This is a genomic window from Mumia xiangluensis (assembly GCF_010994095.1).
GTDB lineage: Bacteria > Actinomycetota > Actinomycetes > Propionibacteriales > Nocardioidaceae > Mumia > Mumia xiangluensis.
In genome coordinates, this window is sequence record NZ_WJYO01000002.1 from 852,067 (window position 1) to 878,800 (window position 26,734).

General features: G+C 68.4%; 23 protein-coding genes and 1 tRNA gene. 8 read left to right on the plus strand and 16 right to left on the minus strand.

Going from position 1 to position 26,734, the window contains the following annotated elements; all coding sequences use genetic code 11:
* Positions 1–79 precede the first annotated feature (79 nt).
* Together GH747_RS10260 and GH747_RS10265 are read right to left on the minus strand one after the other, a co-directional pair.
* Positions 80–490 (minus strand): hypothetical protein, encoded by a 411-nt coding sequence (locus GH747_RS10260; protein WP_149769440.1) that lies wholly within the window; start codon positions 488–490, stop codon positions 80–82.
* Positions 487–1,071, minus strand: a complete 585-nt coding sequence (locus tag GH747_RS10265; protein WP_149769441.1) for a dihydrofolate reductase family protein — start codon at positions 1,069–1,071, stop codon at positions 487–489. Before GH747_RS10265 ends, GH747_RS10260 begins: the two co-directional genes overlap by 4 nt.
* A 122-nt stretch (positions 1,072–1,193) precedes the next feature.
* On the opposite strand from GH747_RS10265, the gene GH747_RS10270 reads away from it, so the two are divergent.
* Positions 1,194–2,081, plus strand: coding sequence for a LysR family transcriptional regulator (locus GH747_RS10270; protein ID WP_149769442.1), 888 nt, complete (start codon positions 1,194–1,196; stop codon positions 2,079–2,081).
* Between the two features lie 504 nt (positions 2,082–2,585).
* Here the strand turns inward: GH747_RS10270 and GH747_RS10275 are convergent.
* Positions 2,586–2,975 (minus strand): heavy metal-responsive transcriptional regulator, encoded by a 390-nt coding sequence (locus tag GH747_RS10275; RefSeq protein ID WP_149769444.1) that lies wholly within the window; start codon positions 2,973–2,975, stop codon positions 2,586–2,588.
* Positions 2,976–3,079: 104 nt separating this feature from the next.
* Between GH747_RS10275 and merA the strand changes: the two genes are divergently transcribed.
* Positions 3,080–4,504 carry a mercury(II) reductase gene (merA, locus tag GH747_RS10280; protein ID WP_149769445.1) on the plus strand — a complete coding sequence of 475 codons (1,425 nt, stop codon included), beginning with the start codon at positions 3,080–3,082 and terminating at the stop codon, positions 4,502–4,504.
* A 48-nt stretch (positions 4,505–4,552) separates the two neighbouring features.
* On the plus strand, positions 4,553–5,215 hold the full coding sequence (gene merB, locus GH747_RS10285) for an organomercurial lyase MerB (protein ID WP_149769446.1): 663 nt from the start codon (positions 4,553–4,555) through the stop codon (positions 5,213–5,215).
* A gap of 62 nt (positions 5,216–5,277) precedes the next feature.
* On the opposite strand, the gene GH747_RS10290 is transcribed toward merB, so the two are convergent.
* Complete coding sequence (locus GH747_RS10290) at positions 5,278–6,291, minus strand: tyrosine-type recombinase/integrase (protein ID WP_228552862.1); 1,014 nt, start codon at positions 6,289–6,291, stop codon at positions 5,278–5,280.
* A 178-nt stretch (positions 6,292–6,469) separates the two neighbouring features.
* Positions 6,470–6,546 (minus strand) — tRNA-Met (locus GH747_RS10295).
* A gap of 108 nt (positions 6,547–6,654) precedes the next feature.
* Between GH747_RS10295 and GH747_RS10300 the strand changes: the two genes are divergently transcribed.
* Both GH747_RS10300 and GH747_RS10305 read left to right on the plus strand, forming a co-directional pair.
* Positions 6,655–6,801, plus strand: coding sequence for a hypothetical protein (locus tag GH747_RS10300; protein ID WP_163695459.1), 147 nt, complete (start codon positions 6,655–6,657; stop codon positions 6,799–6,801).
* Positions 6,801–8,078, plus strand: a complete 1,278-nt coding sequence (locus GH747_RS10305; RefSeq protein ID WP_163695461.1) for a M1 family metallopeptidase — start codon at positions 6,801–6,803, stop codon at positions 8,076–8,078. The genes GH747_RS10300 and GH747_RS10305 overlap by 1 nt, the downstream gene beginning before the upstream one ends.
* A 142-nt stretch (positions 8,079–8,220) precedes the next feature.
* Here the strand turns inward: GH747_RS10305 and GH747_RS10310 are convergent, their stop codons facing one another.
* The 11 genes from GH747_RS10310 to GH747_RS22530 form a co-directional block, all read right to left on the minus strand.
* Entirely contained in the window at positions 8,221–9,711 is a 1,491-nt protein-coding gene (locus GH747_RS10310) for an HNH endonuclease (protein ID WP_163695463.1), read from the minus strand.
* A 321-nt stretch (positions 9,712–10,032) separates the two neighbouring features.
* Entirely contained in the window at positions 10,033–10,548 is a 516-nt protein-coding gene (locus tag GH747_RS10315; protein ID WP_149769449.1) for a hypothetical protein, read from the minus strand.
* A gap of 5 nt (positions 10,549–10,553) precedes the next feature.
* Positions 10,554–11,123, minus strand: a complete 570-nt coding sequence (locus tag GH747_RS10320; RefSeq protein ID WP_149769450.1) for a hypothetical protein — start codon at positions 11,121–11,123, stop codon at positions 10,554–10,556.
* A complete protein-coding gene (locus GH747_RS10325; protein ID WP_149769451.1) occupies positions 11,120–12,295 on the minus strand; it encodes an MlaD family protein in 1,176 nt (391 codons plus the stop codon). Before GH747_RS10325 ends, GH747_RS10320 begins: the two co-directional genes overlap by 4 nt.
* Positions 12,295–13,878, minus strand: a complete 1,584-nt coding sequence (locus GH747_RS22260; RefSeq protein WP_149769452.1) for an MCE family protein — start codon at positions 13,876–13,878, stop codon at positions 12,295–12,297. Before GH747_RS22260 ends, GH747_RS10325 begins: the two co-directional genes overlap by 1 nt.
* Positions 13,875–14,909 (minus strand): MCE family protein, encoded by a 1,035-nt coding sequence (locus GH747_RS10335; RefSeq protein WP_163695464.1) that lies wholly within the window; start codon positions 14,907–14,909, stop codon positions 13,875–13,877. Before GH747_RS10335 ends, GH747_RS22260 begins: the two co-directional genes overlap by 4 nt.
* Positions 14,906–15,934 carry an MCE family protein gene (locus GH747_RS10340; protein ID WP_149769454.1) on the minus strand — a complete coding sequence of 343 codons (1,029 nt, stop codon included), beginning with the start codon at positions 15,932–15,934 and terminating at the stop codon, positions 14,906–14,908. The genes GH747_RS10335 and GH747_RS10340 overlap by 4 nt, the downstream gene beginning before the upstream one ends.
* A complete protein-coding gene (locus tag GH747_RS10345; protein ID WP_149769455.1) occupies positions 15,934–16,944 on the minus strand; it encodes an MCE family protein in 1,011 nt (336 codons plus the stop codon). The genes GH747_RS10340 and GH747_RS10345 overlap by 1 nt, the downstream gene beginning before the upstream one ends.
* The gene (locus GH747_RS10350; protein ID WP_149769456.1) at positions 16,941–18,242 is read right to left on the minus strand and encodes an MCE family protein; all 1,302 of its coding nucleotides are present in this window, start codon (positions 18,240–18,242) and stop codon (positions 16,941–16,943) included. The genes GH747_RS10345 and GH747_RS10350 overlap by 4 nt, the downstream gene beginning before the upstream one ends.
* Positions 18,239–19,048, minus strand: a complete 810-nt coding sequence (locus tag GH747_RS10355; RefSeq protein WP_323740632.1) for an MlaE family ABC transporter permease — start codon at positions 19,046–19,048, stop codon at positions 18,239–18,241. The genes GH747_RS10350 and GH747_RS10355 overlap by 4 nt, the downstream gene beginning before the upstream one ends.
* 207 nt (positions 19,049–19,255) lie before the next feature.
* Positions 19,256–21,031 carry an ABC transporter permease gene (locus GH747_RS22530; protein ID WP_456085353.1) on the minus strand — a complete coding sequence of 592 codons (1,776 nt, stop codon included), beginning with the start codon at positions 21,029–21,031 and terminating at the stop codon, positions 19,256–19,258.
* A gap of 592 nt (positions 21,032–21,623) precedes the next feature.
* On the opposite strand from GH747_RS22530, the gene GH747_RS10365 reads away from it, so the two are divergent.
* The 3 genes from GH747_RS10365 to GH747_RS10375 all read left to right on the plus strand — a co-directional run bounded on the left by GH747_RS10365 (position 21,624) and on the right by GH747_RS10375 (position 26,394).
* On the plus strand, positions 21,624–22,685 hold the full coding sequence (locus GH747_RS10365) for a helix-turn-helix domain-containing protein (RefSeq protein ID WP_163695466.1): 1,062 nt from the start codon (positions 21,624–21,626) through the stop codon (positions 22,683–22,685).
* 41 nt (positions 22,686–22,726) lie between these two features.
* The gene (locus GH747_RS10370) at positions 22,727–24,502 is read left to right on the plus strand and encodes an RCC1 domain-containing protein (RefSeq protein WP_163695469.1); all 1,776 of its coding nucleotides are present in this window, start codon (positions 22,727–22,729) and stop codon (positions 24,500–24,502) included.
* Positions 24,503–24,576: 74 nt separating this feature from the next.
* Positions 24,577–26,394, plus strand: coding sequence for an RCC1 domain-containing protein (locus tag GH747_RS10375; protein ID WP_149769459.1), 1,818 nt, complete (start codon positions 24,577–24,579; stop codon positions 26,392–26,394).
* Positions 26,395–26,734: the final 340 nt, after the last annotated feature.

A 26,734-nucleotide genomic window follows, 5' to 3' on the forward strand; every position in this document is an offset into this window, starting at 1 on the left:
ACGTTCCGGTCAGGAGCCTGCGAGCGCGCGCACGGCGCGTTCGACCACCTCGCGATCGACTGGTTCGAACGCGCCCGTATCAAGCCGTCAGCTTGATCGAGTTGAACGGCGTCAGGGAACCGTGGAAAGCCTGACCCGCGCGTAGGACGACGAGGCAGTTCGTGCCGTTGTACCCCAAGCAGAGCATGACCTTTGCACCGCCCGTCTGATGGTTCCACACCACGTGGTCGCCGTACTCCGCGACGAAGCTGTAGGCGCCGTAGTGGTAGTACCGGTGCTCCGTCGGCGGGTTGCCGATGACGTGGAGCCCTTCCCAGACGCACGCGTAGCCCCACGGACAGTCCGCGAACTGTAGCCCGCTCCCGATCGGCCCATAACCCGGGTTCTCGTCGATGTACATCGCCGACGCCCTCTGGGGAGTGGCGATCGAGGTCGCGAGCAGAAGCAGCAACGTCGCGACGACGACCCGTACCGCTCGACGCGCCCTCACGGGTGGAGGGTGGGCTGATAGGTGAGCTCCTGGATGCGACCGTCGAACACCCGGCTCTCGATCAGCTCGAGGTCGAAGTCGGCCGCGTCCCCGAGGACCAGATGCGTCCCTGTACGGCCCGTGATCACCGGGAAGATCGTCAGCTGCACCCGGTCGACGAGACCGGCTGCCATCAGCGACCGGTTCATCGACAGGCTTCCGGCAGACCGCAGCGGCACGTCCGACTCGGCCTTGAGGCGGCGGACGACGTCCACGGCATCGCCGGCCACCAGCGTTGCGTCAGGCCAGTCGAGCGGTCCTTCGAGCGTCGTCGAGACGACCGTCGTCGGGAGGCTTCTCATCCGGTCGTTCACCGGGTCGAGCGACTCTGACTCCACCGCGCTGAGCCCTAGCATCTCCTCCATCTCCCGGTACGTGTTGGCGCCGAAGACCATCCGCTGGTCCTGGCTGTAGACGGCGAGCCGGTGGTCCAGGAACTCGGGGCCCTGCTTGCTCCAGTAGCCACCCCAGTCGGCGTCGTCCCCGTAGGAACCGAAGCCGTCGACGGTGGCGAAGACGTCGAAGGTGTAGACAGCGGTCATGGTGAGCTCCTCGCGAATTGATCGGCGTCACCCATGCTCGTCGCCTGCGCGCGGGGCGATCAACGACTCAATCCGGATGAGATCCAGTAGCCAAACTCATCGATGCCACTAAGATCGTGCTCGTGGAGCTGCGCGAGATCGAGGTGTTCCTCGTCCTTTCCGACGAGCTCCACTTCGGCCGTACCGCCGAGCGGCTCTTCATCACGCAGAGTCGGGTCAGCCAGACGGTCCGGGCCATGGAGAGTCGCATCGGCGGGCGGCTCTTCGACCGCACGAGCCGCAGGGTCGCCCTCACTCCGCTGGGCGTCCAGCTGCGTGACGAGGTCCGCCCAGCGTACGACGAGCTCAGACGCGCTGTCGCCCACGCGCGCGAGACGGCCACGGGAGTCAGTGGGGTCCTGCGCATCTGCGTTCCGACGTACTCGATGGCCGGGCTGCACTTCACCACCATCGTCCGCGAGTTCCAGCGTCGCTTCCCCGCGTGCCGGCTCACGGTGACCGAGGAGTTCCCCGGAGACTTCGAGCGGCTGCGCGACGGCGCCTTCGACGTGATGTGCCAACGCCACCCGATCGACGAGCCCGACCTCACGGTGGGCGCCACGTTGAGCGTCGAGGAGCGGGTGCTCCTCGTCCGCGCCGGGCATCCCCTGACCGCGAAGAGCCGCGTCGACGCCGAGGACCTCGCTGACTACAGCCTGATCCAGCGCAGCGGCATCCCGCGAAGCATGTACGACGAGTTCTGGCCCGCGACAACCCCGTCGGGCCGCCCCATCGCAAGAGGGCCGGCGATCGCGACGACCAGCGACGTGCTCCAGCTCGTCGCGCGGGGCGAGATCGTGCACCCCACGGTGAGCTCCTTCAGCACGTACTACCGGCACCCCGAGGTCGTCGAGATCCCCCTCGACGGATTCGCCGCGGTCCGCAGCATGCTCGTCTGGGTCACCGACCACGAGACGTCGTCGATCCGGGCGCTCGACGACCTCGCGCGGGAGATCGTCGGGGACCTCTGACCCGCACATGCAATCAGGCCGGTGACATGCAATCAGGCCCGGAGTTCCGTAGAACTCCGGGCCTGAATCTTGTAGCGGGGGCAGGATTTGAACCTGCGACCTCTGGGCAAGATCGGAGGCCCGTCCCGCACTACCTCAAACTTTGGGTCCCTCTGGAAAACCTCGGGTTGATCTGGAGGTTCTCCATCGGACAGCGCAAAGTCTATCGGAACGCCTCGGAACGGATGCCCGTCGTTTCCGATGACCTTTCGATGACCTGTCGAAATCCCGCGGCGGGGCCGCGATCTACGGGAGTCGAAGCACGATCACTTGCTCGGGCTCAAGGCGAAGCCCTCGGGGGTCACCGGCGACCTCGGTTCCGTTGCTGATCAGCTTGACCTTCTCGCCGCGCTTTGGACCCGCCGCCGCCAAAGCGTGCGATGACTCATGCGGGCCATAGGGGCCTGTAGCGGAGACTCTGGGGTCGGCCACGCCACCGTCACCGCCCGTGACAGGCTCGGCCAGTTACAGGTAGCGGCAGACCTCGTCAGCGCTGCAGGTGTCTGGTTCGGGATCTGCGGCGGCGTCGCGGAGCGCGGCGACGTTGACGCGAAGTGCGAGGAGATCGGTGATCTGTCGGTCGATGTCGGCCAGGCGTGCATCCAGCAGGTCACGCACGTGGCCGCAGGGAGCCTGGCCGTGGTCGCGGATGTCGAGGATCTGCTTGATCTGGGCGAGGGTGAGCCCGGCGGCTTGGCCGCGGTGGACGAAGTCGAGCCGGGTGACGGCCTCGGGGGTGTAGGCGCGGTAGCCGGCCGGTGTGCGTTCGGCGGGCGGGAGTAGCCCTTGATCCTCGTAGAACCTCAGCGTCTTGGTGGTCGTGCCCGCAGCCTCGGCGAGCTCCCCGATCCGCATCCGGCCTCCCTTGTGTCGCAGGTCTCGCTTGACCTTCCCCTTCACTGGAAGGTCCAGTATCGCTGCATCAAGAGCTTTTCCCAACCACTCCGGGAGGAATCGGGATGCAGACCAGGTACGACCTCGCGATCATCGGGTCGGGCGGCGCGGCGTTCGCCGCGGCCATTCGCGCGACCACGCTGGGCAAGTCGGTGGTCATGGTTGAGCGTGGCACGTTCGGCGGCACGTGTGTGAACACCGGCTGCGTGCCGTCCAAGGCACTGATCGCGGCCGCCGAGGCCCGGCACGTCGCCGCGGACGCGTCGACCCGGTTCCCGGGCATCGCCACCGCCGCCGACCTGGTGGACATGGCCGCGCTGGTCGGCGGCAAGCAGGACCTCGTCGAGGCACTGCGCGGCGAGAAGTACGTCGACATCGCGGACTCCTACGGCTGGCAGATCCGCCACGGCGACGCGGCGTTCGCCGGCACCCCGGACGCTCCCGTGCTCGAGGTCACCGCGGCCGACGGCACCGTCGAGACCATCGAGGCCGAGCACTACCTGGTGGCCACCGGGTCCCGCCCTTGGGCCCCGCCGATCGACGGGCTGGACGAGGTCGGGTACCTGACCTCGACCACGGCGATGGAACTGACCGAGGTCCCGGAGTCGCTGCTGGTGCTCGGGGGCGGCTACGTGGCGCTGGAGCAGGCGCAGCTGTTCGCCCGTCTCGGGTCGAAGGTGACCCTGCTGGTTCGCTCCCGGCTAGCGTCGAAGGAGGAGCCGGAAGTCTCCAAGGCCGTGCAGGAGGTCTTCGCCCACGAGGGCATCCGGGTGGTCCGCCGCGCGGTCCCGACCCGCGTGACCCGCCATGAGGCCACCGGCCAGGTCGTCGTCACCGCAGACGTCTCGGGCGGTGAGCAGGAATTCCGCGCCGACCAGGTCCTGCTCGCACTCGGTCGACGGCCGGTCACCGACGCCCTGAACCTCGACGCGGTTGAGGTGAAGACCGGCGAGACCGGCGCGATCGTGGTCACCGACCAGCTGGGATCCTCCAACCCGCGGATCTGGGCGGCCGGCGACGTGACCGGGCACCCCGAGTTCGTCTACGTCGCAGCCCGCCACGGCACCCTGGTCGCCGAGAACGCGTTCACCGGCACCGGTAGGTCGGTGGACTACACCCGGTTGCCGCGGGTGACGTTCACCGGCCCCGCGATCGGTGCGGTCGGGATGACCGAGGCCCAGGTGCTCGCGGCCGGGATCCGCTGCGACTGCCGGGTGCTGCCGCTGGACTACGTGCCCCGGGCGCTGGTGAATCGGGACGTCCGTGGCTTCATCAAGATGGTCGCCAACGCCGACACCGGCGAGATCCTCGGCCTCACCGCGGTGAGCAAGGACGCCGGCGAGCTCGCCGCCGCCGGCGTCCACATCCTCGGCAAGACCATCTCCGAGGTCGCCGACGCCTGGGCGCCCTACCTGACCATGACCGAGGGCATCCGGATCGTCGCCAAGGCCTTCACCACCGACGTCTCGAAGTTGTCCTGCTGCGCCTGACGCGGCACCCAGACAGCCCCAACGCCACTCAAGAAGGAGGGCATCACAATGTCGGACCTCAGCACGCAACTTCCCCAACGACTCAACCGCCCCGAGGAGACCGGTCTCGACGCCGGCCTGCTGATCCCGCTGCTGCGCCTGCTCGTCGACGGCGACCCCGTGACCATCGAGCAGCTCGCCGCCGCCGCGGGCCGCACCCTCGACGAAGTACGGCGTGGTCTGGCTGCGGTGCCGGACACCGAGTACGACAACCAGGGCCGGGTCATCGGCCAGGGCCTCACGCTGCGCCCCACCCCGCACCGGTTCACCGTGGCGGGCGAGGAGCTCTACACCTGGTGTGCTCTGGATACCTTGATCTTCCCCGCCCTCCTCGACCGCCTGGCACACGTCGAGTCGGTCTCCCCGGTCAGCGGCGAGCCGATCCGGGTCACCGTCGACCCCACCGAAGGGGTGACCAGCGTAGAGCCGGCCACCGCGATGGTGTCCCTGGTCAACCCTGAGGAGATCACCTCGATCCGCTCGTCCTTCTGCAACCAGGTGCACTACTTCACCTCCCCCGAGGACGCCGCAGGCTGGCTGGCCGAGCACCGCGACGCCGAGGTGGCCCCGGTGGCCGAGGCGTACCGCATCGGGGCCGCCTTCACCACCGGCCTGCTCGACCGCCTCCAAGCCGAGCCCGCCGTGGCCGACGGCTGCCACAGCTGCTGCTGACCAAACCCCCGAGACGGTCGCGTTTGGTTTCGTCAGGGCCCGCGGGCGTTACCGCAACCCGCCTACAAGCCGAGATCCTTGCTGGACGTGGTGGCGAGCGCCTCGAGCGGCCGGATGTAGCGGTTGACCACTACGCCGAGGTCCTTGTGCCGGGTCTGGGCGGCGATTCGGTTCAGCGGGACACCGGCGAGCGCGGCCGCGGTGGCGTGTCCGGCGCGGAGCGAGTGGGCGGTGATCCGGGTGCCGTCGAGTCCGGCGGCTTCGGCGCGGGTGCGGAGCATTCGGGCGGGGACGTGTCCCGAGAGGCGCTCGGAGCTGACGCTGCTGCCCCAGATCCGGGTGAACAGGGCGCCGGGCGCATTGCCACGGATGGTCCGCCAGGCGTTGACGGCGGCGACTGGGTCTGTGAGGGCGTGCTGGCCGTGGACGACAGCGACCTGTTGGCCGTGACCTTCCGGGTCGGTCTTGGATTGCCGGATGTGTAGCAGGAGCCCGGCGGGCTTGTGCTCGATGTCGGCGAGGTCAAGGGCGACGAGTTCGGCTCGGCGCATCGCGGATGCGTAGCCGAGCAGGATGATCGCGGCATCGCGGATGCCGTGCGGGCTGGTGCGATCGATGCAGCCGACGATCTGGCGGATCTCCTCGACCGACAGTGGTCGGGCGAGACGTCGAGGTGCTGCGCCATAGGTGCGACGGAGTCCGCGGCGGACTTGGCGGACGGCCTCGGAGGCGATCGGGTCGACGGTTCCGGTGGTCCTGTGGACGTGCCGGATGACGGTGCAGGCCATGTCGAGGGTGCCGGTGGCGCGGCCGGCTTCGGCGCGTTCGGTCAGGTAGGCGCAGACGGTGAGTGGGTCGGCGGGCACGGCGGCGACGCCGCGTTCGGTGCACCAGCGTTGCCATTGGCCCCAAACGATGTCGTAGAGGCGCCGGGTGCCGTCGGTGCGCGCGGCGGCGAGGGCCTCACCGATGCGCGCGGCATCCGCGGGCGTGAGTCCGGCGCGCCTCAGGTCAGGATCGTCCGTGGTGGTGGACGAGAAGGTGGGTCGGGCGGTGGCCGGCAGCGCGGCGATCATGAGTGTGTTCATGGCCCTGTCGTAGCGGCGTCGACGTCGCCACCAGCGGCGGGGCTCAGCCTCGACCGGGGTGACGCGACCGGCCACGACCTTGGTCAGATAAGGCTGACTTTGTGATGACCGAGTCAAGTTAGAAAGCTTTCAGGCTCGGTTCCCCAGAGGGAACCGAGCCTGAATTTGGTAGCGGGGGCAGGATTTGAACCTGCGACCTCTGGGTTATGAGCCCAGCGAGCTACCGAGCTGCTCCACCCCGCGTCGGCATGTACGACCCTACCGGACGCCCGTTCGAGACCCAAATCCGGGGCGAGCTGCCGTCGACAATTCGAAACGCCGTCGTCACTGTGCTGGTCTAGCGTGCCAATCATGAGCACGCTGCGTCGTACCGCGATCGTCGCCGCCACGGCATGCTTCGCCCTCGCGGGCAGCGCCGTCCCGGCCACCGCCTCCCCCTCACCGGCCTGCGACCATCGCCCGGCGGGACGTGTGCGGGCGACCCCTACTTCCCGGTGATGGGCGCGACCGGTTACGACGCGCTGACCTACCACCTCTACCTCGACTACACGCCGGTCGACGCGAGCAGCGGCACCCTCGACGCCACCTCGACGATGACGCTGCGCGCCACCGAGACGCTGTCGTCGTTCAACCTCGACCTCCGCGGTCTCGACGTCGCATCGGTCCGTGTCAACGGCCTGCGCGCGACGTACACGCACACCGACGGCGAGCTGACGGTCACGCCGCGCCTGCCGTTGCTCGCCCATCTCCCCGCGGTCGTGACGATCGACTACGGCGGTACGACCGGCCGCCCGACGGACATCGAGGGCTCTCTGTACGGGTGGGTGTCCACCTCGGACGGCGCGATGGTCGTCAACGAGCCGGACGGCGCACCGACGTGGTTCCCCGTCAACGACGATCCGAATGACAAGGCGATCTACACGTTCAGCATCACCGTGCCCGAAGGCAAGGCCGCCATCGCCAACGGGCTCCCGATCGGCAAGCCCCGCACGCGCGACGGCCGTACGACGTACCGGTGGTTCGAGCCGAGCCCGATGGCGAGCTACCTCACGACAGCATCGGTGGGCGACTTCGACGTCACGACGACCAAGACAGTCGACGGGCTCCCGATCATCAACGCGATCGACCGCGACGTCACCCCCGCCAACCGGACGATCAGCGATGCGGCACTGGCCAAGCAGGCGGACATGATCGCGTTCTTCAGCGACCACTTCGGCCCCTATCCGTTCACCTCGGCCGGCGCGATCGTGGACGACGACAACGTCGGCTACGCGCTCGAGACGCAGTCGCGCGCGGTCTACTCGCGCGTCGCCCGGGAGGGCACCGTCGCGCACGAGATCGCGCACCAGTGGTACGGCAACACCGTCTCCCCGCACCGCTGGGCTGACATCTGGCTCAACGAGGGCTTCGCGACGTTCGCCGCCTGGATGTGGGCGGAGCAGACCGGCGGCCAGACCGTCGCGACGAGCGCAGCCGCTGTGTACGCGACTCCCGCGACCTCCCCGTTCTGGTCGACGATCGTCGCCGATCCAGGGCCGACCGGCCTCTTCGCGTCGGCGATCTACAACCGCGGCGCGCTCACCCTCTACGAGCTGCAGCAGGAGATCGGCGCGCAGGACTTCGCCACGCTGCTCAAGGCATGGCCGAAGAAGCACCGGTACGCGACGGGGTCCACCAGCGACTTCATCGCTCTCGCCGAACGCATCTCCGGTCAGGACCTGGGCGCCTTCTTCGACGCCTGGGTCTACACCGGGACCAAGCCGACCACCTGGTGACCGGTCCTCCGCGCCGCAAGCGTCGCAAGCTCCGCGGACGCCGCGGGGTCGGTCGTGAGCGGTGTCCGCGCATGACGAGACCCTTCGGCGCACACGTTCAGCGTGCGGCGCATACGTTCAGGTGGTTCGTCCGATCTGATCGTCACGTGCGTGGCGTCAAGGTATGGCGTCTGAGGTGGCGGAGCGCGGTCACGTCGCCGACCTCGGCCTCGTGCTCCGGCGCCGTGACCGGCGCCGTGACCGGCGCCGTGGCCATGGCCCGCGCCGTGGCCGCCGAGCGAATGTCCGCCGTCACGCCCTGCGGCCCGGCCACAGTGGGGCCCTTCGGCCGCACGCCGACTCTGACGGTCCCGAGCTCGCGGAGGTAGTCGGAGAGGCGTCGCCGATTCAGCCGTTCACGGTCGTCGATCTCACGCTTCGAGGCGCCGAACCGCCTCATGAAGACGAACCCGCCGGCACCGTCGACGGTGATCTCCAGCCTTCCGGCATGGGCGTTCATGTGACACGACCGGCACAGGCCGACAAGGTTCTCGAAGTCGGTCGGCCCACCATCCCGGCGCCACCACGACACGTGGTGGACGTCGGCGATCCGATGACGACAACCCGGATTCGCACAGTGCCCACGCTGCCGCGCGCGCACCGCTTCGCGCTGCTTAGCCGTCGCCAACCGCCGTGTCCGCCCCACGTTCAGCACTGCCGCAAACGGCGTCGGCCCACCGGTCACCCCATCGGTCAAGACCTCGGTGTGGTCGCCGGTGCAAGCGAGATATCCGTACAGGTCACGACCGATCGGCCCGAACCCCTCCAGCTCCGGCGGCGCGGCACCAGGCTCGTGGTCCAGCCAGTCCGCATCAACCATCACGTGCACCTGCGGCCGCAACCGACGATCGGACGGCACCCCACCCGCGGCGGCCACATCCAACAACTCGCTCAGCGCATCCGCACGACGCTGTGCCGCCGTCCGCAGATCCTTGCGACCGCCGCAGACGGAGTCGTCCGTGGCCTCGCAATCGCCTTGCGACCGCGGTGACGACGCTCCGATCAGGAACGACCGCAACCGGGCACCGAGCTCGACATCGAGGAATCCCGTCAGATGGAAACCCTCACCGGCACGAGCGAGCTTGATGTCACGCTTGTCCATCCCGTCTTCCCACGCCTTGACCGCCCGCTCTGGTCGGACGAGCTCATCGACACGGTCGATCGCCTTGCGCAGATCAGCCGGCGGCGCCTGCTTCGCCAACGGCAGCAGCACGCCCTCGGTCGCATCCACCAGCACCTCGTGATCGATCCGCCGCAGCGCCCCGGTGAACGCCGCCACATGATCCAACCGGATCTCCCCGGCAGCCATCGCCGCCCCCACACCCGGCAACATCCGCATCGTGCGACCTGCCGCCCGGAGCCGAGAAGTCGTCCTGTCATCAAGGCGGAGCTCACCCCGTGCCCACGCCACTGCCGACGGGGCGCCGTCATCGGCATATCCAGCGGTCTCGTCAAGCTGATTCAGCAGCTGTGCTCGCCAGCCCTCCAGGCGGTCGGCCATCTCCTGGGCGGTCCGCAACGCCGCACGCGTCTGCGCGCCGTCAGCGAGCGCGACCGGCATCTCGAGGGCACCCTCGAGAGTGGCCTGCGCCATCGCGACCCGGCTTGAATCGAACATATGATCATTGTCCTCGGTGCCGCTGACACCCGCCAGAAGGCCGACACCGACTGTGGACGACGACCACCTTCCACAGCCGAACCCGACCTGACCCACCCGGCAGGCTGGTGGGTAGGGTCTCGATCGCTTCGCGCCTCGGCCAGCGGGGTGGGGCTACGCCTCGACCGGCGGGGTGGGGCTACGCCTCGACCAGCGGAGGTCTCGATACGCGGCTCGTGCCTCGCCGCTACTCGACCAGCGAGGGGAAGCGCGTCAGAGCGGGGTGGGGCTGCGCCTCGACCAGCGAGGGGAAGCGGCTCACAGGGGCGTGAGGCCGGTGACCTTCCATACCCCGCCGACCTTCTCGGCATCGACGGCGAGCTGTGCAGCGGACACGCTCGCCTCTTGGTCCGACGCGCGCTGCGAGGACTGGTCCAGGAAGACGAGCAGCTCGGCGGAGTCGTCGGTCAACGTCTTCACGGCAGCGACCTGCACCTGCGCGGTGAGGACGAGCTGCTGCCCCGGAGCCCGTTCCTGGAGCGACGCGAAGAGCTTGTCGTACTCCTCCCGGGCGTCACCCGCGAGCACCTCGTCGGCTGCCTGCTCGGTCGGGGTCGGGTCGGAGTAGTCGTATGACAGCACACTCACCAGGGCGCGCGACACCTCCGACTGCACGGCGGCGGTGGCGTCTTCGTCGACGACGGCGAGGTTCTGGGCGGCGTCGGCGGATCGGAGGTCGTACGCCGTCCAGAGTCCGACGATGCCGATCGCCAGCATCAGTGCGGACAGGATGAGGACGAGGTGCGGTCGGACCGCGTCGAGGGTCTGCTTCACGGCACTCACGAGATGTTCACCGCCACCTGTTCGAGGCTCTCGAGGAGCCACGTGCCGTCGACGTACACGAGGTCGGACGTGAACCGGTTGCGCTTGATCGTGGGCTCCTCGTCGGGCGACGCGTCGTCCTTCACCGTGACCTCGACGGACGCCACGACCGTCGCCTTCTCCTCGTCCACCGAGAAGACGGCCGCGTCGACGACCTTGCCGGTCGAGATCTTCTTCTGGTCGGCGAGCAGCTGACGCTCCTCGTCGCCGACCTGTGCGAGCTGGTCGTGCAGCGTGCCCGTGGTGACGTCGAGCCAGGCGTCGAGTCCCGCGTCGACCTCTCGGTAGTCGAGCGTGTTCATCGTCTCGATGTTCTGCGTGGCCGCGATCAGGACCTCGTCGCGGGTCTGGGCGAGGCTCACCTGCTCGTCCGTCGCCGCACGCCACCAGAGGAACACACCCACCACGAGGACGACCGCAGCAACGGCCGGCAGGGCGTACCGTCTCCACCGCGGGGTACGCGGCGGCTCGGGCGTCTCCTCGATGTCATGCTCTGCCTCGTCGGCGCTCTCGACCTGGTCGATCATTCATTCCCTCCCAGCAGGTCCCCGAGCGTGTCGGGGACCGACACCCTAGCCGCAGCAGGGCCCTTGCCGCCGGACTTCGGCAGCGCGTTCGGTCCGCGGACGTTGGTGCCCGACGACGGAGACGCGTCGCAGCCGGCCTTCGTGTTGAACGGCTTGCCCGCGGACGTCACGGTGCCGGGGCGCTTCGTCGTACCGCCGTACCCCGCGGTGCAGGGCGGCGGATCGAAGAACGTCGTGGCGAGGCCGAGGTTCATGCCCTTCGAACCGTTGACGGCCCATCCGACGCTGATCGCCTCGGGCACGCGGATGAGTGCGTCCTCGACGCCGCTCGCGTTGGTGCCGAAGACCTGCGCGGTCGAGACGAGGTTGCTCATCAGCACGCCGAGCGGCTGCCCGACCTGGGTGAACAGCTGGTCGACCTCGCGCGCGGCGGCCGGGGAGTTTGCGATGAGTGAACGAAGGTCGGCGTCCGAGTCGGCCATCGTGGTGGCGAGGAGGCTGAGGTCCGCGCTGTACGACTTGATGCTCTCGGCGGCCGCCTGCTGGGTCTCCAGCACGGTCTCCGAGTTCTTGATGAGCGCCGCCGAGACGAGGAAGTTGCGGTCGGCGACCTCGTGGAACTCCAAGGACGTGTCGACGAGGCGGCGCAGCGGGAGGTTGGCCCCCTGCGAGAAGTCGTAGCTCTCGTCGATGACCGTGTTCAGCGAGTCCTCCGGCACGGACGCGGTGAAGTCGCGCGCGGTGTTCAGCAGCACGTCGATGTCCTGCGGGATCGCCTCCTCGCCCCCGCTCAGGCGGTCTCCGTCAGCGAGGACCTCGTCGGTGCCGGAGGTGCCGCTGAGGTCGACGTACTGCTCACCGATCGTGGACCGGTTCGCGACCTGGACGGACACGTCGGCCGGGATGTCCACGGTGTCGCTCTCGATCCGCAGCACGGCCTCGACACCACCACCGCGGACGTTGGTGAGGGTCTCGATCCGGCCCACCGGCACGCCGAGGTAGGTGACCTCGCCGTTCTCGAAGATGCCGCCGGCCTCGGGCAGCGACACGGTCACGCGGTAGTCGGAGCTGAAGGGGTCGATGCCGACGTACTTCGCGCCGAGGTACGTCGTGCCGACCACCGCGAGCACGGTGAAGGCGGCGAGCTGGGTCTTCGTACGGCTGGTGAGCATCAGTCGTCACCCTCCTTCACGGCCGTGGCATCCGACGGCGTCGGATCAGTCGGTGTGGGGCTCGGGTCGTCGGACGGTGCGGGACTGGTCGGCGCCGTGGTCGGACCGTCGGTCGGCGCGTCGAGCGGTGACGGCGTCGCCGGCACGGGGATCGTCGGCGAGGGCGCGCCCGGGGTCGGCGAGCTCGTGGGCGGCAGCAGTGTCGGCGGCGCCTCGGTCGCGTCCGGTCCGTCCGACGAGTCGTCGGTCGGGGGCTTCAGAAGACTGCCGGGTACGCCGCTGGCTGAGGCCGCGCTGACCTGCGGCCAGTCGCAGCTCGCGGTCGTGCAGCCGGACGGCAGGGTCCGGAAGTTCGTCGTCACGAACACGTTGAGGTAGTCGCCCTTGATCGCGCCGAGCACCGAGTCAGGGAACGGGTAGGTCAGGAGGATCTCGAGCGAGTTCGGGAGGTCGGATCCGGCCTTCGCGAGCTGCGTCAGGATCGGCTCGAGCAGCTTGAGGTCGGCGACGATGTCGTCTTGGGCCTTGTCGAGCGTCTCGACGGTCACGTCGGACAACCTGTCGAGCGACTGGAGCATCTTGACCAGGTCCTCGCGCTGGTCGACGAGCACCTCCATGCCGGGGCTGAGTCCGTCGAGTGCGTTCGCGATCTTGTCCTTGTCCTCGTTCAGCGTCGTGGACAGTGCCGCGAGGCCGTCGATCGCGTCGGTGATCGCTCCCTTGCGCTTGTCGAGCGCGGTGACGAACGTGTTCATCTCCTGGAGGAACGCCTTGATCTCCTCCGGGCGCCCGTTGCTCACCTGCTGGAGCTCACGGGAGATCTCCTGGAACTGGCCGATGCCACCGCCGTTGAGCACCATCGACAGCGCGCCGAGGACCTGCTCGACCTGGGCCGCCTGGGAGGTGTCGGCGAGCGCGATCTCGTCGCCGTCGGCCACGGGAGACCCGGCAGCAGGCTGCTCCGGGCGTACGAGTGCGACGTACTTCTCACCGAGCAGCGAGGTCTGCTGCAGCCGCGCCGTCGTGCCCGCGGGGAGCGTGATGGAGCTGTTGACGACGAGCTCGACCTTCGCGCTCTTGCCGTCGGCGTTGAGCGCGATCTTGGAGACCCGGCCGATGTCGACGTTGTCGACCTTGACGCTCGACTGCGGGACGAGGTCGAGCACGTCCTCGAAGTCCGCGGTGATCGTCATCGGGTCGGAGCCCACGTCGGCACCTCCGGGCAGCGGCGCCTCGTACACCCCGCCGCTCAGCGCGCCGCACCCCGACAGGGTGAGCACACCGGCCGCGACGAGCGCGGCGACCCGCCACCGACGGCTGGTTGAGCCGGCCGAGGCGCTAGCCCCCCTTCCGCTGGTTGAGCCGGCCGAGGCGCTGGCCCCCCTTCCGCTGGTTGAGCCGGCCGAGGCGCTAGCCGAGGCCGTGTCGAAACCAAGGGGTTTCGACACGCTTCGCTCGCTCAACCAACGGAGTGATGGCTCGCTCAACCAACGGAGTGATGGCTCGCTCAACCAACGGAGTGATGGCTCGCTCAACCAGCGGGAGAGCCGGCGGACAGCCAAGCGGCGGTGAGGCCCCCTCATCGCCCCTCCCCCAGACCCGGCAGCAGGACCGGCGGCGCGTCATCGGACGACTTGGCGTCGAGCCCGTTCGTGGACCACAGCGACACCTCGTTGAGGTTGCCGCGGCCGTCGACGGTGTTGGTCTGCACGTTGTACGCCGTGAGGAAGTTCTGGAGGGCGAGCGGGATGGTCCGCACCGCCTCGTCGAGCGACTTGCGCTGGTTCACGAGCACCTGGGTCGGTCCCTTGAGGTTGTCGACGCTGGTCTTGAGGTTGGCGCGGTTGTCCTTGATGAAGTCGTCGAGGATGACCATCGCGTCGCCGAGGTTCTCGACGGCCTCGGCCATCTGCTCGCGGTCCTCGGCGAGGTAGTCGCTGACCGACGCGAACTGCCGGTTGACGTCGGCGACGCTCTGGTCGTTCTCGACGAGCATGTCGTTGAACGACTTGAGGTTGGCGATCGTCGCGAACAGGTCGTCGTCGCTGTTGGACAGCGTCCCGGTGGCCTTGCCGAACTCCGCGATCATCGTGTTGAGGTCGGCGCCCTGCCCGTCGAGGTTCTTCGCAGCGACGTCGAGGAGCCGCGACAGCGCACCGTTCTTGTTCGCGCCGTCGGGGCCGAGCTGCTGGCCGACGTCGTTGAGGCTCGCGTACAGGTCGTCGATCTCGACGGGCACCGCCGTCTTCTCGATGACGGCGCCGGACTCGAGCTTGGCTCCGCCGGTGTACGGCTCGGTGAGCTGGACGTAGCGGTCGCTGACGAGCGTCGGCGCGACGATGACGGCAGCGGACTCGGCGCCGACGTCCTGGCCGCGGTCGAGCTTCATCGACACGCGGACCTTGCCGGCCTCGGGCTCCACGGCTGTGACGGTGCCGACTGGCACGCCGAGCACCTGCACGTCGGAGCCGGGATAGAGGCCGACGGTCGACTCGAACAGCGCCGACACCTCGGTCCCACCCGCGGCGAGCACGCGGTCGCTCGCGAACCCGGAGAGTCCGAGCGCCGCGATGATCACCGCTCCGATGACCCACTGCTTGGTGTTGATCCTCATCGGACGGGCCCCTTCGGGTCGCAGTCGCGGACGACGTCGTTCTCGAGGACCGGCCGCTGCTGCTCGTCGAAGAGCCCGCAGAGGTACGAGTCGACCCATCGGCCGTTGCCCATCGCCGAGGCGAGCATCCGGTAGTAGGGGCCGATCTTCTGCAGTGCCGCCGTCAGGTTGTCCTGGTTGCGTTGGAGGATCTCGGTGACCTTGTCGAGCTCGGCGAGGGCCGGGCGCAGCTGCTTCTCGTTGTCGGTGACGAGCCCCTGGAGCTGGGTGCCGAGGGACGACGTGCCGTCGAGCATCGCCTTGACCGCCTTGCGTCGCGTCTCGAGCTCGCCGAGCAGCGCGCTGCCGTCGTCGATGATCTTCGCGAACTCCTCGTTGCGCTGCTCGAGCGTGCCGGTGACGCTGGCCGTCGACGCGAACAGGTCGGCGAGCTCCTCGTCGCGGCTCGAGATCGTGCGGGAGAGCGCCGTGAGACCGGTGACCATCCCCTGCACCGACTCCGGCGTGTCCTCGAACGCGTCGGCGAGGGCGTTGAAGCTGTCCTCGAGCTGCACGGTGTCGATCGTGTCGATCGTGGTCGAGAGATCGGAGAACGCCGCATTGACGTCGTACGGGGTGGTCGTGTTGTCGACGGGGATCGCCCCGTCAAGGGAGTCGCGGCCGGCGGGTGCGAGCGAGAGGTACTTCTGGCCGAGCATCGTCTTGACCTTCACCGCGGCGGTGGTCTCGCTGCCGAGTTCGACGCCCTTGATGCGGAACTCGACGACGACCCTGTCGCCCTCGAGCGAGATGTCGGTGACCTCGCCGACCTTCACGCCGGCGACGCGGACCTCGTTGCCCTCCTTGAGCCCGCCGGCCTCGGCGAAGTACGCCTGCTGCACGTCGCCGCCGCCGATCACCGGCAGTGCCTGCGCGTTGAAAGTGACGAGGAAGACGAGCGCCGCGGCGAGCATCCCGACGATCGCGATGACGACCTTGTTGCGTTCGGCGAACGCCGTGGGATAGCGACGGATCTTGCGCGACATCAGCGGCACCTCCCCGCGACCGGCTTCACACCGAGGTCGCCCATGTAGCCCTCGGGCAGCGGGATCCGGCCCTCGATGGAGCAGACGTAGAAGTTGAGCCACGACCCGTACGACGCCAGCCGGCCGATCTTGTCGAGCTTGACGGGCAGGTTCTTGAGGAAGTCGTCGAGCACGGGGCCTTCCTTGGCGAGGTTGTTCGAGAGGACCTGCACGGCGCTGATCGAGTCCTTGAGCGGTGGCCGCGACTCCTCGAGGAGCCCCGAGACGCTCGTCGTGAGGTCGCCGAGGCCGACGATGGTGTTTCCGATGACCTCGCGGTCCTCCGCCAGTCCGCTGACGAGCTTCTGGAGGGTGATGAGGGTCGTGTCGAGCTGGGTGGAGCGTTCGTCGACCACGGTGAGGACGTCGTTGAGGTTCGTGATGAGCTGGCCGATCACCTCGTCGCGCTCGGCGAGGGTCGACGCGAGGTCGGCGGTGCTCGAGAGCAGCCCGTCGACGGTCGCCCCCTCGCCCTGGAACACGGCGACGATCTGCTCGCTGAGGCGGTTGACGTCCTTCGGATCGAGCATCCGGAACAGCGGCTGGAACCCGTTGAACAGCATCGTGAGGTCGAGCGCCGGACGCGTGTCGTCGAGGGTGAACGTGTGTCCGGCGGGCAGGCTCACGGCGCCGGAGGTCTCGGACGGCGAGAGCGCGATGTAGCGCTGTCCGACGAGGTTGCGGAACCGGAGCTCGGCCCGCGCACCCGAGGTGAGCCGCACCTCGTCGGTGACGCTGAAGGTCACCTCGGCGTTGCTGTCCTCGGTGACGGTGATGTCCTGGACGGTGCCGACCTTCACGCCGGCCATCCGTACGTCGTCGCCCTTGTTGAGGCTGGTCGCGTCGGAGAACAATGCCGTGAACCGGCGCCCGTCGTCGCCGGTGCTGTTGCGGATCGTGCCGGCGAGCGCGACCGTCGCGAGCACGGTCACGACCGTGAAGACGATGCTCTTGATCAGTGTGGAGGTCATCGGACGATCACCATGGCTTCGCGGAGCGTCGGCCCGACGAGGAGGCTGCTCCACTCGGGGTAGTCGGACGGGGAGGTGCCTTCCTCGGCGGCCAGGATCTCGGTGATGAGCGTGTTCTCGGCGGGCGAGTTGGCGTCACCGAGACCCGACCCTGCAGCCATCTGCTGCTCGAGGCGGCTGGTCGGCGGTGCCGGGATCGACGGCGGCTGGTCGGCGGCGGCGCCTCCGGCGCGGGCGGGCTTCGTGCCGGGCTGGCCGTTCATGTACGGGCAGCGCGGCGCACCGCCGTCACGGTAGGTGACCTTGTCCTTGCCTGCGACGTACTTGCCTCGAGCCTCGACGACGTTCAGGACGACGTGCATCCCGGGCTCGTCGGTGCCCTTGCCGAGCACCCGGTCCATCTCGGGGATGAAGGAGCGCACGGCCTTGAAGAGGCACGGGAACTGCGTGGCGTACGGCGCGGTGGCCGCGAGCGCCTTCTGGCTGTCCTCGGACAGCACCACGATCGTGTCCTGGTTGTCCTCGACCCAGCCGGAGGACGTGTCGGCGCCGGCGATCACGTTGGCGTACACCTCGCCGAGCTCGGTCCGCTGCTCCACCAGGGTGTCGGCGGTGGTGGTCATGGTGTCGAGGGCGTTGAGCAGGTCGGGCACGGCTTCGTCGTACTCGGTGGCGACCTTGCCGAGGGCCTCGAAGTCGTCGGCCATCTGAGGCACGAGCGGGTTCATCTTGGCCAGGTAGTCGCCCCAGCTCGCCATCGACTCACCGATGGTGGCGCCTTCGCCGCGCAGCATCGTGGACAGCTCGCCGAGCGTCGCCGACAGCTTGTCGGGCTGGATGGACTGGAGCACAGGGAGGAGCTCGTCGAAGACCTGCTCGAGCTCGACGGCCTCGGCGGACGTGTCCTGATGGATGGTGTCTCCGCCAGACAGCCCGCTCGCCGGGACGTCGCGCGGGACGACGAGCGAGACGTATCGCTCGCCGAACAGTGTCTTCGGCAGCAGCCGCGCCGTGGTCGACGCCGAGAGCTGGTCGGCCGTGTCGGGGTCGAGGGCGAGAGTGAGGACAGCGCCATCGTCGGCCGCCTCGACCGCCGTGACCGTGCCGACGGGGACGCCGTCGAGCTTGACGTCGGAGCCGGTCTGCAGGGCGTTGCCGATGGTGCCGGTCGTCAGCTTGATGTCGGTGCTGTCGGCGAACGTCTTGTTGTACATCATCAGGGCACCGGCGAGGAACGCCGCGACGACGACGAGGTAGCCGACGCCGATCAGGCTGTCGAGGAGTCGGGTCGATCTCATCCGGCGATCCTCACGGTGGTCGTCGTGCCCCACATGGCCATGGAAAGGACGAGGTCGAGCACGGCGACGGTGACGATACTGGTCCGGACGGAGCGGCCGACGGCGGTGCCGACGCCTGCGGGTCCGCCGCTCGCGGTGTAGCCGAGGCGGCAGTGGATGAGGATGATGAGCACGGAGAAGATCAGCACTTTCCCGAATGACAGCAGGATGTCGATCCCTGGTAGGAACAGCTCGAAGTAGTGGTCGTACGTGCCCGCTGACTGCCCTCGGAAGAAGACGGTGACGATCCGGGAGCCGGCGTACGAGGTGAAGAGGCCGATCACGTAGAGCGGGATGATCGCGATGAACCCGGCGATGACCCGCGTGGTCACAAGGAACGGGATCGCACCGATGCCCATCACCTGCAGGGCGTCGATCTCCTCGCTGATCCGCATGGCGCCGAGCTGCGCGGTGAAGCCGGCGCCGACGGTGGCGGACATCGCGAGAGCGGCGACGAGCGGCGCGATCTCACGGGTGTTGAAGTAGGCGGAGATGAAGCCGTTGAGCGTGGCGGTGCCGATCTGGTCGAGCGCCGCATAGCCCTGCATGCCGACGACGGTGCCGACGAACAGGCTCATGCCGACCATCACGCCGACGGTGCCGCCGATGACGGCGAGAGCACCGGAGCCGAAGCTGACCTCGGAGAGGAGCTTGAGGACTTCCTTCGGGTAGCGCCGCAGCGCCATCGGGATGGACAGGAGCACCTGGGCGTAGAAGCGCAGGTCCTGCCCGATCGCCGCCAACCGATCGACGCCCTTAGACGCCACCTTCGCTGGTCGAGGCGCGAAGCGATCGAGACCTGGACGAGGCGCCGTATCGAGGTCCCTCTTCGCGGGACGGGGCGCCTCCTCCCCCGCCGGAGGCGCCCCTCCCCCCGCCGGAGGCGCCCCTTCTCCCGCCGGAGGCGCCCCTTCTCCCGCCGGAGGCGCCCCTTCTCCCGCTGGTCGAGGCGCGAAGCGATCGAGACCCATGCCCTACGCCCCCTTCCCCGGGAACAGCTGCAGGTACAGCGTGGTGATGACGAAGTTGACGAAGAACAGCAGCAGGAACGTGATGACGACGGACTGGTTCACCGAGTCCCCCACGCCCTTCGGCCCCGGGCGGGTGTTCAGCCCCCGGTACGCCGCGACGACGCCGGCGATGAATCCGAAGATCAGCGCCTTGATCTCCCCCACGTACAGGTCGGTGATCTGGGCGAGGGCGGTGAAGCTGGCGAGGTACGCGCCGGGGGTGCCGCCTTGCACGACGACGTTGAAGAAGTAGCCGCCGAGGACGCCGACGACGGAGACGAGCCCGTTGAGCAGGACCGCGGCGCCCATGCAGGCGAGCACCCGTGGCACGACGAGCCGTTGGATCGGTGAGACGCCGGTGACCTTCATGGCGTCGATCTCGTCGCGGATGGTCCGTGCTCCGAGGTCGGCGCAGATGGCCGCACCTCCTGCTCCCGCGATGACGAGGGTCGTCACGATCGGTGCGGCCTGTTGGACGACCGCGAGCACGCTCGCCGCGCCGGTGAACGACTGCGCGCCCACCTGTACGGTGAGCGTCCCGAGCTGGAGCGCGATCACCGCGCCGAACGGGATCGCGACCAGCATGGCCGGCACCCACGAGACGCTGACGACGAACCAGAACTGGTCGAGCAGCTCGCGCGCCGCGAACGGTCTGCGGAAGGTCGAGCGGATGGTGTCGAGCCCGAGGGCGAAGAGGCTGCCGACCTGGTTGAGTGCCCGGGTCAGGGCGCTGGGGCGTCGCGGTGGGGCTACTTGGTCATGCTCCTCGTCGTCGGCGACGTACAACGTCGCGTTGCCGGACGCGACGCGCCCGCCATGGCGTACGGCGCCGGAGCGGACTGCGCCGTTGGTCGGCACGAGCTGCCGCGGCAGGACCTCGATGGCGCGCGCGCCCGCGCGGACCATGGTCGCCGTCGAACCATTCTGGTAGCCATAGGTCGGCTCTTCCTCGTACACGATCTCCGTCGTGCTGTGGTCGACCTCCTCGCTCATGCCGATCGGCCCGTCCGGGTCGCCGCTCATGAACTGCGAGACGACGGGGTGGTCGGTGAGCAGGAACTCCTCGCGGGGGCCGAACATGACGAGCTCGCGGCGGTACAGCATGCCGAGGTTGTCCGGCAGCGTGCGGGCGAGCTCGATGTTGTGGGTGACGACGAGCATCGTGGCGTCGGTCTGGGTGTTGACGTCGAGGAGGAGTTGGGCGAGGTTCGCCGTACGGACGGGGTCGAGGCCGGAGTCGGGCTCGTCGCACAGGATGATCGATGGGTCGGTGACGAGCGAGCGGGCGAGGCCGGCGCGCTTGCGCATGCCGCCCGACATCTCGCCGGGGAGCTTGTGCTCCTGGCCGACGAGGCCGACCATCTCGAGCTTCTCGAGGACGACCTGCCTGATCTCCTTCTCCGACAGCTTCGTGTGGGAGCGGAGCGGGAAGGCGACGTTGTCGTAGATGTTCATCGAGCCGAACAGGGCGCCGTCCTGGAAGAGGACGCCGAAGTTCTTGCGCAGGTCGAGCCGCTGCGACTCCTTCGCCTTGCACATGTCGACGCCGTCGATGTGGCAGGTGCCGTGCTCGGGCTGGATGAGCCCCATGAGCGACTTGAGGAACACCGACTTGCCGGTGCCGGACGGGCCCAGCAGGGCGGTGATCTCTCCCGGCGGGAGCGTGAGCGTGACGTCACTCCAGATGTTCTGGCTGCCGAAGCTCTTCGTGAGGCCTGAGACCTCGACCGTCCCACCCATGGGAACCCTCCGTCGGTCCGAGTACGCGCCGGGGTGCACGTACGAAGTAGGCGGCACCGAGTCGCCCCCTCAGCCGATTCGGTGCCTGGCGATGAACGTAGGTGTGGCCCGGGTCACGCGATAGGGGGTCAGGTCGAGATGGTCTGTTCGTAACCTTTTCGTGACCCTGACTTGTCACGCAGGTGACAAATGAAGCGACATGATGCAAACGTTCGGCCCGGGAACGAAGTCCTCTCATGCTGTTCTCTCGGCCGATTTGACCGACATCAACCGGGCATACCGCCGCAGCTGACCGACAGCGAGCCGCACCCTTGAGACGGTCGCCGTGCGGACGAAGCGCCGTTACCTAGTCGTTACCTGTTCTTGTCATGCGCATGACAAGAACCGTGGTTCTTGGCACCCAATATCGCCAGATCGGTTGCCGATGTGGCACTCCCTGTGGCTTGATCGGCTCGTCGCCCCCTACCGACGGATGCACCGGCATGTGTATCGACTGGTGGAGGGAGCTGGCATGACACTCGTGGCACCTGAACGTGGCGCACGACCCTCTCGGGAACCCGCACTTCGGAACATCACCCGCGACCGCCTCGCGATGCTCGCACGACAGATCGTGCGAGCAGCGATGCCCGGTCTGCCCGACGACTCCAACTTCACGAGCATCGTCTCGGAGGCCATCACCGCTTTCGTGGACGCCGAAGGCTCTTGTGTTCTCGCCTCCCAGCAGGTCGAGGTGCGCATGCGTGACCTCGGCGGCCGGCTGGCGGACGCGAACACTCCGCTCGAACGCATCGATGAGGCCTTCGACACCATCCACGCAGCAGTTCAGCGGGGCCTGCAGATGGCATTGGGCAGCTCGGTGTCGGGCCACGTCGTGATCCGACTGCGCGAGGGCATCGTCGCCTACCTCGCCCAGCTGCAGACTCAGCTCAACAGTGGCTGGGAGCATCGTCAGCGGGCTCGCTCGACTCCCGCCCCTGGACTCGAAGACCTGCGTGCCACCGTCTTCCGGGGTGGCGGCTCTCGGCTCGACCATGCGCTCGAGCTCTCCGGCTTCGACCCGACAGCGGAGTTCACGGCGATCGTCTCCGTCGTCGATCCCCTGCCGGCCCGAGTCTTGCAGGATCCGAACGTGCTCGCCGGCAACGACGTCCGGGAGGCGCTCGCACCGGTCGCGTGGTCGATGACACTCGGCGACCTCGTCACGCGCCAAGTCGTCCTTGGCCCGCCGGCGGGACTGCAGCGGATCGGCGACTCGCTCGACCTCACCCGTCGTGCCGCCGCCCTCCTGCGCGAGTCCGTGGCGTACGACGAGCGCACGATCGTGCCCTGCACGGATCTCCTGGGGCCGCTGCTGGTCGGCGGCAACCGTCTCCTCGTCGAGCTCCTCGTCCAGAAGCATCTCGGCGCGCTCGGCGCCGCAGGCCCGGAGCGGCGCGTGCACCTCGGCGAGATGCTCCTCCTCTGGCTGGAGTCCGGTCAGTCGGTTGCAGGCGTCGCCCGGACGCTCAACATCGCCCCGCAGACGGCGCACAGCCGTGCTCAATCACTCCGCAAGATCTTCGGCGACGACCTCGAGGACCCTGCCGCACGGCTGGAGCTGATCCTCGCCCTTCGGACGGCACTCCCCGGGTGGACCGCGGAGACCGCCCGATGAAGATGCACGACACCCATCCCCCGATGAAAGAGAGATTCCCCATGAAGACCCTCGTACGGCGCAGCGCCGCCGGACTCGCGGCGAGCGCGCTCGTCGCGGGTGCGTTTGCCGCGCTCCCACCCGCTGCCAACGCGGCCGTGCCCCCCGAGAAGGCCGGCAAGGTCGCCGCCTGGGGTAGCAGTGCGGAATCGATCGCGATCCCTGCTTCGCTCGACGGGAAGACCGTCACCGAGGTCGCCGCAGGCAACAACGTGAACCTGGCAGTCGCCGGCGGGACGGTCACCGCCTGGGGCGTCCTGGGGCAGGCGCCCTTGCTGGTGCCCGAGGACCTGTCGGACGTCGTCGACGTCGCTGTCGGGACGAGCAACGCGGCCGCGTTGAAGTCCGACGGAAGCATCGTCGCCTGGGGCGCAGATCTCAGCGGCATCAACACCGTGCCTGCGGAAGCGACGCCCGCGAAGTTCGTCGAGGTGGGCGGTACGCTCGCCTTCTCGGTGCGGACCGACGGAACCGTGAAGTCCTGGGGAAGCGGCGCAGCGACCCCCTCGAACGCCATCCCCGACGGCCTCGCAGACGTCACCCAGGTCGCAGCCGGCTCTATCCACCAGCTGGCCCTGAAGTCTGACGGACACGTCGTCGGCTGGGGCAATCCTGCGCTCCCTGCTGCCTACACGATTCCGGACGCGCTGCAGGGACACGTCACGCACATCGCCGCAGGAAATCTCAACAGCGCGCTCCTGACCGACGACGGCAAGGTCACGGTGCTGGGCACCCTCGCCGCAGCGCCTCAGCCTGCGGGGCTCGCCGACGAGACCGTCGTTGACGTGGACGTGACGAGCTCCGTTGTGGCGCTCACCGCGTCTGGCAAGGTCTACTCCTGGGGCGGGGCCGCAGCCCTGAACGAGGTCCCGGCATCGCTCGATGGTGCGCCCGTTTCGGCGATCGCCGCCGGCACCGCACACAACGTCGCGCTGGTGACCACCCTTCACGCTGTCGCCGATCCGACGATCTCCGGCACGGCGAAGGTCGGTCAGACACTGACAGCGGCTCCTGGCACGTTCAGCCTCGACCCGGCGGTCGAGACCCAGTGGCTCGCGAACGGTGCTCCCATCGCGGGCGCGACCGGCACGACTCTCGCCCTGACCACGGCGCACGTGGGCAAGCGCATCAGCGTCTCGCAGACGGCGACGAAGGGCGCGGACTCCGTGACGGCAACCTCAGCACAGACTGCGGCCGTTGTTCCGGCGACTGTCTCCTCGCGTCTCACTGCATCGGCTGCCACGGTCCGCTATGGCACAGCGCCGCAGGTTCGCGTGAACCTCGCCCCGCGCAACGCCACCGGCAGCGTCGAGGTCCGGAAGGGCAGCGTCCTCCTCGGCAGGGCATCGGTCAGTGCCGGCCGCGCCACCGTTGTCCTGTCGCGTACCGCTCTCGGGCCGGGGCATCACCTCCTCAGCGTCCGATACATCGGTGATGCGACGACGACGCCCTCGACGTTTGCTCTCCGCCTCAATGTCGCCAAGGCGAACGCGAACGTCTCGGCGAAGGTGAAGACGAAGAGGATCGTGGCCAAGAAGACCAAGGCCAAGATCGCCGTCACGGTCCGCGCCACCGGCGTGCGCGCAGTCGGCACCGTTGTCGTCTACCAGGGCAAGAAGAAGGTCGGCACCGCCCGCCTCAAGAGCAACGGCACCGCTGTCGTCACCCTGAAGAAGCTCACGAAGGCCGGCAAGACGAAGCTCACCATCCGCTACCTCGGATCCAGCACCGTCAACAAGGCCACCAAAACCCTCAAGATCACGATCCGCAAACGCTGACCCGCCAACCGCCGCATGGTGCCGCACCCGCGACCCGGGTGCGGCACCATCCCCCTTCGGAAGGAACTCCCCGCATGATCACCACCCTCACCCGGGCCACCGCCGGGCTCGCCGCAACCGCCCTCGCGGCGGCGGCTTCTCTCGCCGTCGCGCCTGCGGCAAACGGAGACCTCGCAAAGCCCGTCCCGCTCGAGAGCGCCGGCCAGGTCATCGGCTGGTCAGACACTGCCGACTTCCCGCCCCCACCCGCCTCGTTGAACGGCAAGGCGGTCGTCAGCATCACCCCAGCGGGCGGCGGTATCCTCGCACTCGCCGCTGATGGCACAGTCACGGGATGGGGGTCGTCGGCGACGTTCAACAAGCCTGCGCTCGAGGTTCCTGCCGGGCTCAGCGGCGTTGTACAGATCGATGCTAGTGGCGCGAACGGGCTCGCGCTCAAGGCCGACGGCACTGTCGTTGCATGGGGCTCCAAGACGAGCCTCATCAACAAGGTGCCTACCGGCCTCACGAATGTCATCGATGTGACCATGAGCAACAACACGGCTTTCGCGCTCAAGGCTGACGGCACCATCGTCGGTTGGGGTCAACTGATGGCCGGGCGCAACCTCCCACCTGCGGGCCTAGAAGGCGTCGTCGACGTTACGACAGGCGCGGACGGAGTCGCCTGGGCACTCAAAGCGAACGGCACCATCGTCGGTTGGGGCGATCCGCTCGACGAGAACTGGCTCGTGGTTCCCGACGACCTGCAAGGCCACATCAAACGCATCCTTCACAGCGGCTCGTTCACGGTCGTGCTCACCGACGAGGACAAGCTAGCGACGTTCGGATCAATGTCGGAGGTCCCGGAGGGACTGCCTGCTGCGCTCCAAGATGAGAAGATTGTGGACTTTTCCCACGACGGCTCGGCGTCGATCGCGGTCACCGCGTCGGGCGAGGTGTACGCGTGGGGTGGAAACCAGACGGTGCTGAATACCATTCCAGCGTCGGTGGACGGCAAGCGTGTGGTGGCGGTCACCGCGGCAAGTCATGGGCGTGCCGTCCTCTACAGCGCCCTCGCGGTCGCACGCGCACCACGGATCTCCGGCAGCTCGCTCCTCGGCAGCACCCTCACGGCCACCGCAGCCACGTTCTCCGGCACCCCGGAGTCCACGGCCACGCAGTGGCTCGCCGACGGCACCCCGATCGCCGGTGCCACCAGCACGACCCTCACCTTGACGACAGCATTGCTCGGCAAGCGGATCAGCGTCGAGCAGACCGCCACGCAAGGCTCGCAGACTGCTAAGGCGACGTCGACGGCCACGGCGCCCGTCGCTCGACCGCAGGCCGCCTCCAGCTTGCGTGCGAGTGCGGCGACCATCCGCTACGGCACCACCACCCCGCGTGTCAGCGTGACCATCACCCCGACCAACGCCACCGGCCGCGTCGACCTCTACAAGGGCACCCGACGCCTCGCCACCGGCAACGCCACAGCAGGCCGCGCGACCCTCACCCTCCCCAAGACCACCCTGACCCCCGGCACCCACACCCTGACCGTCCGCTACGCCGGCAACACCACCACCAAGCCCTCCGCCACCACCATCCGCATCGCGGTCCTGAAGGCCAACGCCACCATCACCGCCAAGGCCAAGACCAAGAAGGTCATCGCCAAGAAGACCAAGGCCAAGATCGCAGTCACCGTCCGCGCCACCGGCGTACGACCCGGCGGCACCGTTGCCGTCTACCAGGGCAGCAAGAAGGTCGGCAGCGCCCGCCTCACAAGCAACGGCACCGCCGTCGTCACCCTCAAGAAGCTCACGAAGGCCGGCAAGACCAAGCTCACCATCCGCTACCTCGGATCCGGCACCGTCAACAAGGCCACCAAAACCCTCAAGATCACGGTCCGCAAACGCTGACCCACTCGTTGAGGACGCCAAGGGCCCGGGTGCGTGCACCCGGGCCCTTGGCGTTCCCCGACGGCTTGGACGAACATCCGAGACGCCGGCCGTACGAGGAGCCCAGGCGGTGAATTCATCCGGATCAGGGCCGGATCTCGCGCGGGGCGATGTGTGCCGCGTCGACCTTCGGTTGGGTTAGTCGTACGCCGCGGCGCCCCCGCTGCAGCGAGCCACAGGAGGAAGATCCCGTGAAGAACCTCATCCGCGCCGCGGCCGTCACGGCCAGCGCTATCGCACTCGTCGGCGGAGCCGCCACGGCCGCCCACGCCGTCAACTACGACATCAAGGTCAACGGCGG

What these genes read in the sequence shown, in the direction of transcription:
- GH747_RS10265 (WP_149769441.1), bottom strand. Translation starts at nt 1,071, where the DNA reads ATGACCGCTGTCTACACCTTCGACGTCTTCGCCACCGTCGACGGCTTC.
- GH747_RS10275 (WP_149769444.1), bottom strand. Translation starts at nt 2,975, where the DNA reads ATGCGGATCGGGGAGCTCGCCGAGGCTGCGGGCACGACCACCAAGACG.
- merA (WP_149769445.1), top strand. Translation starts at nt 3,080, where the DNA reads ATGCAGACCAGGTACGACCTCGCGATCATCGGGTCGGGCGGCGCGGCG.
- merB (WP_149769446.1), top strand. Translation starts at nt 4,553, where the DNA reads ATGTCGGACCTCAGCACGCAACTTCCCCAACGACTCAACCGCCCCGAG.
- GH747_RS10290 (WP_228552862.1), bottom strand. Translation starts at nt 6,291, where the DNA reads ATGATCGCCGCGCTGCCGGCCACCGCCCGACCCACCTTCTCGTCCACC.
- GH747_RS10300 (WP_163695459.1), top strand. Translation starts at nt 6,655, where the DNA reads ATGAGCACGCTGCGTCGTACCGCGATCGTCGCCGCCACGGCATGCTTC.
- GH747_RS10305 (WP_163695461.1), top strand. Translation starts at nt 6,801, where the DNA reads ATGGGCGCGACCGGTTACGACGCGCTGACCTACCACCTCTACCTCGAC.
- GH747_RS10310 (WP_163695463.1), bottom strand. Translation starts at nt 9,711, where the DNA reads ATGGCGCAGGCCACTCTCGAGGGTGCCCTCGAGATGCCGGTCGCGCTC.
- GH747_RS10320 (WP_149769450.1), bottom strand. Translation starts at nt 11,123, where the DNA reads ATGATCGACCAGGTCGAGAGCGCCGACGAGGCAGAGCATGACATCGAG.
- GH747_RS10325 (WP_149769451.1), bottom strand. Translation starts at nt 12,295, where the DNA reads ATGCTCACCAGCCGTACGAAGACCCAGCTCGCCGCCTTCACCGTGCTC.
- GH747_RS22260 (WP_149769452.1), bottom strand. Translation starts at nt 13,878, where the DNA reads ATGAGGGGGCCTCACCGCCGCTTGGCTGTCCGCCGGCTCTCCCGCTGG.
- GH747_RS10335 (WP_163695464.1), bottom strand. Translation starts at nt 14,909, where the DNA reads ATGAGGATCAACACCAAGCAGTGGGTCATCGGAGCGGTGATCATCGCG.
- GH747_RS10340 (WP_149769454.1), bottom strand. Translation starts at nt 15,934, where the DNA reads ATGTCGCGCAAGATCCGTCGCTATCCCACGGCGTTCGCCGAACGCAAC.
- GH747_RS10345 (WP_149769455.1), bottom strand. Translation starts at nt 16,944, where the DNA reads ATGACCTCCACACTGATCAAGAGCATCGTCTTCACGGTCGTGACCGTG.
- GH747_RS10350 (WP_149769456.1), bottom strand. Translation starts at nt 18,242, where the DNA reads ATGAGATCGACCCGACTCCTCGACAGCCTGATCGGCGTCGGCTACCTC.
- GH747_RS22530 (WP_456085353.1), bottom strand. Translation starts at nt 21,031, where the DNA reads ATGGGTGGGACGGTCGAGGTCTCAGGCCTCACGAAGAGCTTCGGCAGC.
- GH747_RS10365 (WP_163695466.1), top strand. Translation starts at nt 21,624, where the DNA reads ATGCTCGCACGACAGATCGTGCGAGCAGCGATGCCCGGTCTGCCCGAC.
- GH747_RS10370 (WP_163695469.1), top strand. Translation starts at nt 22,727, where the DNA reads ATGAAGACCCTCGTACGGCGCAGCGCCGCCGGACTCGCGGCGAGCGCG.
- GH747_RS10375 (WP_149769459.1), top strand. Translation starts at nt 24,577, where the DNA reads ATGATCACCACCCTCACCCGGGCCACCGCCGGGCTCGCCGCAACCGCC.